The following is a 7,732-nucleotide window of genomic DNA, read 5'->3' on the forward strand; positions in this document are numbered from 1 at the left end:
CTACCTGCCGGACACGGTGATCGGCCGGTACTACGGCCAGGAGCAGCCGATGCCCAATGGCGACTTCGCCATCGACCGCAGCGATTTGTTCCTCGACGATCCCGAGAACCGGATCCGCCGGGTTCGGCCCATCTAGCGAGTAGCAAACGATGGTGCGGCGGAATTCGGCCGAAACGCGGCATAGTGCATTGACTGCCGTGGCCGCCGACCGTTGGACGTCATGACGTCATCACCGGCGGGATCTTCACCGACGTCAGTCCTGAGACGCGCCGCCCCGACCGGCCGGTACCGTCGCCGGCCGTACCGCCGCGATCGGGGCGGTTGTGCACCTGCCGGCCACCGCTATCGAGGAGGGCCGGGGCCTGTCCTCGAGGAGCGGCATTCTGGCCGAGGGCTCCTATCGTCTGCTGCCGGCCCGATGGGCCGGCCTCACTTCAGGTGCCGGGCGAAGAACCGGTTCGCGTCGTCCCCCTCGAACTGCGGGACACCGGTGTGCCCGCCCATATTGGCGTGCAGCGTCTTCTCCGTGGAGCCGAAGGCGTCGAACAGGTCCAGGGCCAGTTGCCGGTCGTTTCCTTCGTCGTCCCACTGCAGCAGGACCTGCAGCGGAATGGTGATCTGCCGGGCCTCCTCGAGCATGGTGCGGGGCACGAAACTCCCGGCGAACAGAAGGGCGGCCGAGATGCGCGGCTCGACCACCGCCAGCCGGATGCCGAGGGCGATCACCCCGCCCGAGTACCCGACCGGGCCGCCGATCTCGGGCAGTGAAAGGAGGGCATCCAGGGCGGCCCGCCATTCCGGGACCGCTTTTTCGACCAGTGGGCCGACGAGCCGGTCGACGATCTCGTCGTCGACCGGCTCACCGGCCTCCAGTGCCCGGCGCAGGTCGGCGCGGGCCTGCTCGGCGGCGGCGGAACGGGGCCGGTCACCGCTGCCGGGGAGCTCGATGGTGGCCGCGGCGTAGCCTTCCGCCGCGGCGTGCCATGCCCGAGCCACCAGTCGGGGGTACATCATGTGCAGTCCGCCGGGGTGGCCGACCAGGATCAGCGGCGCCGGTGCGGATGCGGATCCGGGCGTCCACAGGATGCCGGGGATCTCGCCGAGGATGAATTCGCGTTCGAGAACGCCGTCGTCGAGGCGCTGTTCGGAAGTGAATTGCATTGTCGTGCCTTTCGGGAGTGCTCTCTAGCGGCGCTCCCGGACGACCTATCGTCCGACCGTGACCCCGGAGGGAGCACCCATGTCGATACTGCGTTCACGGGTACCACCTCCTCCTTCTCTGGCACGGTCTCCGGAAAAGTAGCAGTGGTCGCCGTGGTCCGCCAACAAGTTTTTGCGGAGGTTCCGTAGTCGGATGCCACCCGGCCGCTACCAGCGGGGTGAACACGATCCACAGGCTGCGCCAGTTGTAATCGACGTAGAAGCGCAGCGTGCTGCTATGGTGATTATGGACCTTCCGGAACGGAGCGTGCCGGGTGCTGCCACTCTCGCGGTGCCGAATCTCCACCGAGGGATCGAGCACCACACCCCAGACGGCGCGGTGCAGATCGAGGGCTATTGTGATTTCCTCGAAGTACATGAAGTAGCGCTCCCCGTAGCCGACGACGTCGGTGAAGGCCTCGACGCTTTGGGCTCCGAGGTGGAGACGAGGAGCTATGGGGCGTCGAAATCAACGCCGACCTCGTTCAGCGCCTCTTCCAGTGCGGCGCCTTGCAATCCTGTTCGTAACCGGCCGATGCGGCCAGTTTTGGCGAACGCGACCATGACATCGAGGATCTCCACGTCATCGACGGTATGCCCGGTTCGTCAGTGGGAATGCCTGCTCGCGGTGAGCTGGTCGACGCGCACCTGACCCTTCGCATTGAAGACACCATTATCCTGACCAGCAGGTGCCCCTGATAGAAGAGCTCTGGCCAAAGATCGCCTTCACCGTAGGACTCCACGCGATCGCCTATCGGGCCATGCTCGACGTGCCACGCGAACTCGCCCACCACGTCAGCCGACTGTTGCATGCCGAATGCCGCCGACGCGGTACCCGCAAAAACAGTAGGGCGTCGGCCTGCTTCCGCCAGGCGATGCTGGGCTTGCGCTGGTTCCGCCACGGTGTCGACGTCGCTGCGTGACCACGGGATTTCCCGCGCCACGGGATACCGCTACCTCGACGAAGTCATCGCTGCGCTCGCAGTCCGGGCGCCGGATCTGCACGACGCTCTGGCGCGGGCCAAAACCGAAGGGCCGGCGTATGTGCCCCTCGACGGGAAGATCTTTTCCGCTGATCGCTGCGACGAGAAGACCACCAGCGTGAAAGGCACGCAGAACGACCCGTGGTACTCGACGAAAGCTCATGAGCATGGCGGCAACGTCCGAGCGCTCTCGGCGCCGGATGGTTTTCCGCTGCGGGCCGCTGATGTCGAGCCCGGCTCCGTACACGAGGTGACCGCCGCGCGTAATCATGTCCTCGGCGCCTTGTACCAGGTGTTCGGATCCTCAGCTCGAGCACGGCGCTGTGCTCGGTGTATCCGTAGGCTTGTCGAGCGATTCCGCTACGAAGGTCTGCCCCGCGGGTGTCACGGGCCCGTGAAGTCGGCCTGCAGGCTCGGCTACGGCAGCTCCGTACCGAGTGCGGCGACCTCGTCGGAGGTCGTCGCCGGGCCGGCGACGGACGGCTCGTACTCGGTGCGAGGCTCCTCGGCCGGAGGTGTCGGCACTCGCGGGCCGGGCGTTCTCGACCGGTCGCCGGTCAGGTCGTCAGTGACCCAAGTACGCCACCACCACGGCGTGACATTTTCGCGACAATTTCGTAATGTAACGGTGATCTTGTTTCGGAGTGTAACGGATTATCGACATCATGCCTGGTCAACACCGCAAACCAACTCGAGCCCGGGTGTTCACCCCCCTGGCCGGATGTGGGATCGCGGCCACTGTCGTGATCACGCTGTGGGTAATGCTCCAACCAGGCACGACTGCTCAACCCGCCGCAGCGGTCGATTCGCCGTCGGCCCCCGCTGTCGGCACCACCCCGACAACTACGCCGTCGACGACTCGGCCCCCGACACCAGCGGCCGCGGTTGATCGACCGCAACCGTCGGCCAAGTACGCACAACAGCACGCGCCCCCACCCCCTCCCCCGATCCCGTGTTCGACGAAACTCGCCGGCGCGCAGCCGCACGTGGCGCAAGTGGGCAACCTGGTCGACAAGACATTCGGGGTAGCCGACATCGGCGGCGCCATCGGCCGGGGCGACGGCGACCACGGCGCCGGCCTGGCGCTGGATTTCATGACCCCCGATTCCGCGCGCGGCGACGCGATCGCCGATTTCGTGCTGGCTCATCGACAACGTTTCGGTGTGACCTACGTGATCTGGCAGCAGCGGTACAACGATGGCAGCGGTTGGTCGTACATGGAGGACCGCGGGAGCCCGACCGCCAATCACTACGACCACGTGCACGTGTCGTTCGACCCATCTGCCGATGTGGACGTGGCCTGCTGATCGCACGCCTCCGCCGATTCTCGGCGGATTCCCCGGCTTCGCGAGCAACGTTGCGCTGTCGAGCGCAGCTCACAGCCACCGACCATCCCTGGCATGGTAAACACTGCCGCGGACACCAAGGTGACCACGCTGTCGAGAGTAGCCGCGCCGATCGGGCAGGCGACCATGGCGCCGATCGAGGCGTCGATGCTGCTGACGCGCCCGCCATCACACCGACAACCTCGGCGTACTCGATCCGCGGGACGATCTGCGCCACAGTCCGATTCGCGTCCGGATGGGCGGCAGGGAACACCACCCCCAACGCGCTGGAACGCGCCCTCGGTGGCCGGATATGCCGGCACCCGCACGTCCGAGATACCGGCAACGGTCCGCGCCAGTGATCCGTTCAGTCCTTCGGGGTCAGCAGGACCAACGGAATTTCGCGGGTGGTGCGCCGCTGATAGGCGGCGTAGACGTCATATCTGGTGATCACCTTCGGCCACAGCTCGGCGCGTTCCTCCGCAGTCGCGACGCGGGCGATCATGGGTCGGCGGGGGCACTGCGCAACGATACTTCGACCTCCGGCCGGTCTCGCAGATTCAGATACCACGCCGGATGGACCGGGTCTCCACCGCGGGATGCCACGACGACGATCGTGTCCCCGTCGATCAGCGGCGCGGTGAGCATCACCGTGTGGGTACGTCCCGACTTCCGTCCGATCGTGGTCAGTTCCAACGACGGCATGCCGCTGAAGGAGTTGCCCAATTTCCCACCGCCGGCCCGCAGCAGGCCACGGTGCGCGATGTTCATTGCCTTCAGAGCCAACGTGGGTGGCATCAGAGTCTCCTGTATCAAGGGTCGGTCGGTCGGCGAGCTCGGCCGGTACGGATCGCGGTGGATGCAGATGGTGGCCGAACACGGTCCGAGGCAACCGGGCCGATCGAGCAGCAGTATTGGATAAACGCGACAGCCCGGACCGGCGGAATGGGAATCGGACCGATCCCGATACGCACTCGTCTCCGGACAACTCTTCCTCTGGTACTCGATGCCGTTACGGAACACCGCAGCGGAGCGAATTGCCGTTCACACGTGCCGCATAGGAGTCCCTGTAGTACTCGCCGACAATCGGGCGGCGCGCGGGACCCGGTGGGACCGCGAAGCCGCAACCACTTGGTGATGTGAGATCGCGGGCTTATTCCGCGCTCCCTGCCAATTCCTCGTACAACCCTTCCAGCGCAGTGTGGTCGTCCTCGGTGCCGAGGTGCGGAGTGGTGAACCAGCGTGCGTACTCGGCAATCTCGGAAAGCCGCCAGTCCAGCGCGAACAGCTCCACCATCGCGGGGTCGGGGAGCAACAGGCCGTTTGCCGTAGCGAGCAGATCTGCGTAGTCCCGTTCGGGCGGTGCGAGAGCCAGCGACTCCCAGTCGACCAGTCTCAACCCGTCGTTGGTCATGACCTGGTTGTCGTTGTGCGGCTCACCGTGTGTCGGCACCCATGAGTCCCGCCGGGAGAATGCCATGCCCGCCAGTTCCAGATAGCGGGCAGTCCAGTCCTCGATCGCATCGCCGTGTACGGCAAGGGCGAGCCGTGCCCGCTCGGCCAACGGGCCGCTCGTCCAGGGCTTGGCGGTGCGAGCTCGTAACTCGTCGGCGAACCCAGGACCGACCTGCGGGGCCCAGGACCGCAGGCCATCGGGAGGAGCAGTGCGATGCAGCGCGGCCAGCGCGAGAACAACCTCCCGGACATGCCGGGGCTCACGGGCCTCCGCCACGGTCGGGCTCCGGCCCTGTAACCACGGCGTCACGCTGAGCGCTCCGGACCCGACGTCGACGGTGAACCGCCCGGAATGGGTGGGCAACGGCGCACACACCATGTCCAAACCGGAGGCGGCCAGTGCGGCGGCCCCAGCGTAGGCAGACTCCAGCGACGTCGCGGTGTGTCGGGGCTCCAGCTGGTCCAACGTCACGAACACAGTGGTGTCCCCGCCGATCACTCGCCAGTGGTGCGCGCCGAACCCCCACGGCAGATAGCTGATATCGGCAATCTCGGGCAACCAGTGCGTAGCGACCGCATGCACGATCGCCTCGTCGCTGATGAAGGAAGGACGGGAGAGCACAAGAGCGAATTCTAAGAAGCACGTGGACACACAAGCATGGGGTTTTCTCTATACGGTCGAGCGCTGGTCGGACATATCCGCCCGATGTCGGCGGGTACTACGGCGACCCTTGGTCACGCGACGATCCTTGCCGGTCCGCCCTCGCGGTGCCCGGTGCCCACCCGCGGTCGGCTCATCGAGGCGTCAGGCGGATCTCGCCGACCTCTCGTTCGACGAAATAGATCAGAACAGGGTGTCGCGGATTCGCAGCGGCCGGTATCCGGGACAAGAAAGTGCCGGCCTGCGGCTACACCTGTCGGGCCGCGCACGAAGCGGCACCGTTATCTGTGGTGGTTCCGCCTCTCTGAGCAGGGGATACGTCCATGTCCGTTGGTTTTGCGCAAAGCTACCGCGCCCCCTCGTCACCGCTGACTACATTGAAGTAGAACAGTGAACATGATCGAACGCGTTCTGACTGTTGCCGGCATGGCAGGTTTGGTGGTCACGGCTACCGTCGCCGGGCCGGCTCCGCGGGCTCATGCCCAACCTTTCCCGCTCGGCATCTCGTGTTCCGACACCACCTGCCGCAACGACACGAATGACACCTATCTCGTCGAGTCGTGGCAACGTTGCCGAGTCATAGGTACGACCTCGGAGTTCGAAACTCCCTTCAACGTGGTCATCCGACCACACGAGACCGTGCACGTCGCCGGGGCGGACTGCCCACCGTTGGTCGTCGACAGCGATACCGCACTTTCGCCCACTGTGATGCCGACCGAACCGACCCACATCACGTATTCCAAGGCCGTGATCCTCGACCCGAACGCTCCCAAACCGCCCAGCGGCTCGTCCCTGTAAGGGACGGTCAGGGGCTTCGGCTCTCGCAAATGCCGGAACGGGGTTCGGTTGGCGATACCGACATCACTCGGGCCATGGTCCATCGTCAAGGTGATTCTTCGAGCGCTACCCGACCGCCGTCCATGAGTTCGGGCAGGTACTTGTGCAGCGTGTGCTCCGTGAGACCCCGAGCGGCCGGGCGATGGATGCCACCACAGGGTGTCCCCTGCGCGCATGTAGTCCAGGCACGCCGCCGGCTCCTCGCGCTCGCCGTTCTTGCCGGACTTCTTGTCGGCGAAGGTCTTCCGACAGTCGGCCGTCCTGAGGGCGCGGTGTCAGGGTGGCGGCTGTAACGTGTTCCGCTCCATGGTTTTCGAATATGCAGCCCGAAGGGGGACCGACCACAGATGGTGAGTTTCTTCGACAGCCAAGGCAATCAGCTTGTCGCAAAGAAACTGGCGACCAGCCCGTGGGCGCCGGCGAACCTGAGCGGAACAGGAGTGTGTGGTCTGCTCGCCTGGGAGTTGGAAGGTCACTGCCCCGACGGCTTCGTCCCGGCCCGGCTCACCGTGGACCTCTACCAACCGGTTGCCAACGCGCCATTCGACATGCGCACCACCATGGTCCGCCGCGGCTCGCGGATCACCGTCGCCGACACCGCCCTGGTACAGAACGGCCGAGACCGAGTCCGAGCCTCCGCCGTATTCCTGGCTCCCGGCGCCGAACCGCCGGGGAAGGTATGGAGCCCGGCCGAGGACCTGCCGGTTCCCCCGGAGGGCTGTATGTCGCCGGAGGGATCCCCGCCACTGTTCAAAAGCGGTGACCGCGACTGGACCGCCGATTTCGGTGCGAACCAGAACGCCGACCGCAAGATCACCTGGCAGAGCCTGCCGGCCCTGATCGCCGGCGAACCGATCACACCTTTCCAGCGCGCCGCGATCATGAGCGATGCCACCAATCATGTGTGTCACTGGGGCTCCGAGGGCGCCGGCTACATCAACGCCGATGTCACCGTGTCCCTTTCCCGGCTCCCGATCGGCTACGAACTCGGACTGCGCGCCGACAACACCATCGCCTCGGCCGGGATCTCCATCGGCACTGCCACCCTCTACGACCGCACCGGCCCTGTCGGCACCTGCGTGGTCACCACACTGGCCAACGCCCGACGCCAGATCGACTTCTCGACCAACCCCCTCGCCTGAAGCCTCGCTCGGTAACGGCCTTCCGGAACGGCCCGCCCCGCGAAGCCCCGAGCGATGTTCAACAATATGGTGTTTCTGAACGATTCTCGGGCACGAGGCATCGCTGACCAGCGAGGATTGCACCGTTAA

Annotated in this window: 9 protein-coding genes; 4 read left to right on the forward strand and 5 right to left on the reverse strand. The window is 65.7% G+C overall.

All coding sequences use genetic code 11. The features are described from left to right. Positions 1-429: 429 nt before the first annotated feature. Both ON20_RS25405 and ON20_RS39975 read right to left on the reverse strand, forming a co-directional pair. Positions 430-1,161: an alpha/beta hydrolase family protein gene (locus ON20_RS25405; protein WP_040839396.1), complete on the reverse strand. Its 732-nt coding sequence runs from the start codon at positions 1,159-1,161 to the stop codon at positions 430-432. Between the two features lie 492 nt (positions 1,162-1,653). After that, a complete protein-coding gene (locus tag ON20_RS39975) occupies positions 1,654-1,782 on the reverse strand; it encodes a hypothetical protein (protein WP_281032901.1) in 129 nt (42 codons plus the stop codon). 107 nt (positions 1,783-1,889) lie between these two features. On the opposite strand from ON20_RS39975, the gene ON20_RS34835 reads away from it, so the two are divergent. Together ON20_RS34835 and ON20_RS40330 are read left to right on the forward strand one after the other, a co-directional pair. Further along, a complete protein-coding gene (locus tag ON20_RS34835) occupies positions 1,890-2,123 on the forward strand; it encodes a hypothetical protein (protein WP_083865223.1) in 234 nt (77 codons plus the stop codon). Positions 2,124-2,848: 725 nt separating this feature from the next. Then, entirely contained in the window at positions 2,849-3,490 is a 642-nt protein-coding gene (locus ON20_RS40330) for a VldE C-terminal domain-containing protein (RefSeq protein WP_040839397.1), read from the forward strand. A gap of 385 nt (positions 3,491-3,875) precedes the next feature. Here ON20_RS40330 and ON20_RS39980 read toward each other — a convergent pair whose 3' ends face one another. The 3 genes from ON20_RS39980 to ON20_RS25425 all read right to left on the reverse strand — a co-directional run bounded on the left by ON20_RS39980 (position 3,876) and on the right by ON20_RS25425 (position 5,585). Next, on the reverse strand, positions 3,876-4,013 hold the full coding sequence (locus ON20_RS39980; protein ID WP_281032902.1) for a nitroreductase/quinone reductase family protein: 138 nt from the start codon (positions 4,011-4,013) through the stop codon (positions 3,876-3,878). Beyond that, positions 4,010-4,306: a nitroreductase/quinone reductase family protein gene (locus ON20_RS39985; protein ID WP_281032903.1), complete on the reverse strand. Its 297-nt coding sequence runs from the start codon at positions 4,304-4,306 to the stop codon at positions 4,010-4,012. Before ON20_RS39985 ends, ON20_RS39980 begins: the two co-directional genes overlap by 4 nt. 355 nt (positions 4,307-4,661) lie before the next feature. Further along, the gene (locus ON20_RS25425; protein ID WP_051163311.1) at positions 4,662-5,585 is read right to left on the reverse strand and encodes a phosphotransferase; all 924 of its coding nucleotides are present in this window, start codon (positions 5,583-5,585) and stop codon (positions 4,662-4,664) included. A gap of 435 nt (positions 5,586-6,020) precedes the next feature. On the opposite strand from ON20_RS25425, the gene ON20_RS25430 reads away from it, so the two are divergent. Both ON20_RS25430 and ON20_RS25435 read left to right on the forward strand, forming a co-directional pair. Beyond that, positions 6,021-6,422, forward strand: a complete 402-nt coding sequence (locus ON20_RS25430) for a hypothetical protein (RefSeq protein WP_157228985.1) — start codon at positions 6,021-6,023, stop codon at positions 6,420-6,422. A 386-nt stretch (positions 6,423-6,808) separates the two neighbouring features. Beyond that, complete coding sequence (locus tag ON20_RS25435; protein WP_040839402.1) at positions 6,809-7,603, forward strand: acyl-CoA thioesterase domain-containing protein; 795 nt, start codon at positions 6,809-6,811, stop codon at positions 7,601-7,603. Positions 7,604-7,732: the final 129 nt, after the last annotated feature.

This window comes from Nocardia brevicatena NBRC 12119, from assembly GCF_000308495.1.
Taxonomy (GTDB): Bacteria; Actinomycetota; Actinomycetes; order Mycobacteriales; family Mycobacteriaceae; genus Nocardia; species Nocardia brevicatena.